2 protein-coding genes are annotated in these 2,971 nt (G+C 43.4%); one reads left to right on the top strand and one right to left on the bottom strand.

Annotated elements, in window-relative coordinates; translation table 11 throughout:
* The first annotated feature begins 237 nt into the window (after window positions 1-237).
* Complete coding sequence (locus FCS96_RS00175) at window positions 238-915, top strand: XRE family transcriptional regulator (RefSeq protein WP_138438244.1); 678 nt, start codon at window positions 238-240, stop codon at window positions 913-915.
* 21 nt (window positions 916-936) lie between these two features.
* On the opposite strand, the gene FCS96_RS00170 is transcribed toward FCS96_RS00175, so the two are convergent.
* Window positions 937-2,971: SIR2 family protein (locus FCS96_RS00170; protein ID WP_138438243.1), on the bottom strand; the 2,035-nt coding region annotated here is incomplete at its 5' end.

Genomic DNA, 2,971 nt, shown 5'->3' with positions numbered 1-2,971 from the left:
CTGCCCTTCCGTTAAGCCCGTGAGCTGGGCGTAGCGGTCCTGGGTCATGACAGGGGTTGCGATCAGGATGATTTGCTTTTGCTCGTCCACTGTTTTGCACTCTGCTACACTAATTTCCACATTTAGCTGCTCACAGCTGAGCAGTTTACTGACCATAAGCAGAATATAAGCCTTAAAAAGCTCGCAGTCAACAGTAAACTGCTAGATTTTTAAGCCTTTAACTGGTGATATTAGAAGATGCGTCAAGAAAAAAAGTCAGAAGAGCAGCAAACTGTTGACGACAACGGCTTCACTGAACGCTTGAAGGCACTAATTGGCAACGGATCGGCAAGGTCGTTCGCACACAAGGCAGGAATGGGAGACAGCACTTTTAGAAATATTCTGAACGGCGCCCTGCCCCGACTGGACAGTTTACTGCGCATTGCAAAAGCGGCCGGAGTATCAGTGGAATGGCTAGCGACCGGGAAAGAACCAGAAAAGTCCGATTCTCAATTTGACGAAGAGTTTGCTCTTATTCCTGGCTACAACGTTCAGGTAGCCGCCGGTCATGGATCAATTGCTGGAGATGAAGCGCCAACGCGGGAGCTGGCGTTTAGACGAAAGTGGCTAAGATATAGAGGATTCAACGATGGCGACCTTGCGCTTGTGTTCGCGAAAGGCGACTCGATGGAGCCAACGATTTCAGACAATGAAACAGTGATGGTAGATACTAGCGAACGAAAGTTGCGAGACGGACATATCTATGTCATTCGAAACGGAGATCACTTGCTAGTTAAGAGGATTCAGACACTCTGGAATGATGGAGTGCAATTATTGAGTGACAACAAAGAATATCCGCCTCAGGAGATATCAACTACAGACCTCCCATCGCTTGAGGTCATTGGTAAAGTTGTCTGGGTAGGGAAGGACCTGTAGGCCCTTCCTAGCTAAGTGATATCAACCAACATCTACAAGAGACGCCAGCTTTCGTTCGTATTTAATTACGTACTTGCTGATCTCAGGATCGCCAACTCTCGCTTCTGCCTGTTTAAGCTGCTTCAAAGCCTCATCTATCTGTTCAAAGTTCCCAGTAAGCTCACACAAGGCGATAGCAGCGTCACAATAAGACGATAGAACATATTTGTTGTCACTGTAACGCTCCACCAAGACTTGAGCCAGCTCTGACGCCTCTTGAAGAATAACTTTACGATCCTCAAACATTAAACCTTGGGTCTTCTCTGCTCTCTCAACCATTAATTTAACCTTGTATCGTTCCACTGAAGGATCGCGTTTAAAATCTTTCTCAAATATTCTAATTTCTGTTTCGGCCTTATCAAACTCACCCATTTCAATTAGATTTCTAATCAGTCTGTGTCGAGGCAAAATTTCGCCAGGGGCTACAGACATCATCCTCCGCAAAATATGATTCCTTTTATTCCTATCCGGTAGACTTTGAACTCCGCCGTCAACACTGCACAGCTCCCTAATAGTTCTAATCTCAATTTCATATGTCGGCGAAATAGCGTCGATAACAGACTCAAATAATCGATATAATTCTTCCGTATCATTAAACTTATACTTTGCGATTATCCCAGTGATTATACTGTGACGCCCTCTCCAACCATAAATCCCGTCCCGCGCGCTGACCGTATACTCGGTTATAATGTCAGTTAATTTTGCCAGGATTAATGGTATAGACTCGGCATCAACATTCAACATCCTAATAACTAGCTGCCTGTGAACCCTCACTCCAGCGTTTTCCATCGCCGCAACTAGTCGATAAATCTCTTGAGACCCTTCATCGAGGGAAGAATATTCTCGGAGGATAATGTCGTCAAACTTCTCTGAGGCAAAAATATTCTTTAAACAGACAAACATATCAGAGTCACAGCGATCAACAAGGCGCCTCCGACGCTCGTATCTCGAGAACCCACTAAAAGATTCTTCCGCCAACTTATTTAAATTTGGATTATTTTCAACCAAGGCTATAAGACTATCAATCTCAGCCCGATCAAGCCTTCTTAGTCGCGTTTCAGTTCCGAGTTTAAAAAGCGCGGGGCTCTTAACTCTCGGGAGCCATTGATTAGTAACTGACGATAGTATTAGCTTAAAATTTTTCAGCCCTTCAATCGCAATCTTATCTACCAGTACATTTATCTTATTCAAGTATGAGCTGGCATCGTCGACAAGTAGAACCGTTCGCTTTTCAGACTCAAATTCCTTTGCATACCTAAACCAAGCATCGGGGTTCAAATCATAGTCTGTATTGTGTTCAAAGCATTCAAAACCTTGGTCGTGTAGTGCCTTAACTAATTGGCGAGCCGCAGTAGTTTTCCCGACACCACTAGCTCCTAATACAGAAAAAAACAAAAGTTTATCATCAGAGAACTTTGACTGAAGTTCATTGGTCAATGTGCGCTCAAAGGTCATCTTAGACGCGATATCAGCATAGGTTGCAGGCGCCCCGTTATACATGGCACTTACGTTAGAGTCCCTGTTGATAAAGTCGGCAACCGAAAAGGTTATCGGAACCAAGTCAGGATATCTTTCAATCGAAGTAGAATCTGTACTAAAAACAATTTCAGTATCTGGTGCGTACTTGCTTAACTCATTAAAAAAACTATCAACTCCGCCAAAGCAAACAGTTACACCTTTCGACTCTAGGATCTTTGCACGACTCGGATCTTCCTGAAACATTAGTACATATATTTTACACGATGACGCGCCGTCTTTTCGTATTCTAAGAACACGATCTATTATCTCTTTGATCGCTGGATCACTCAAAGAGTACCCTACAATAATCATATGGGAGTCAGTTAGGTCACCCTTTAAACGATCGTAAATAAATTCACGATATTCTTCAGTATCAGCGTAGTCTCCCTCAGTGATCACCATCTTAGAGGCATCACCATAAGATTTATCTTTTTCTAAAGTGCCGTGAATTTTAAATAACTTTTGATGAGAAGGTGCCGCCGTAGCGTCAAAATCATAA

It is taken from the genome of Marinobacter alexandrii, assembly GCF_005871205.1.
Lineage (GTDB): Bacteria > Pseudomonadota > Gammaproteobacteria > Pseudomonadales > Oleiphilaceae > Marinobacter > Marinobacter alexandrii.
This window is presented reverse-complemented; position numbering and strand designations above follow the sequence as displayed.

Excerpts from the sequence above, each read along its gene's own strand:
- FCS96_RS00175 (WP_138438244.1), top strand. The coding sequence starts at position 238 with ATGCGTCAAGAAAAAAAGTCAGAAGAGCAGCAAACTGTTGACGACAAC.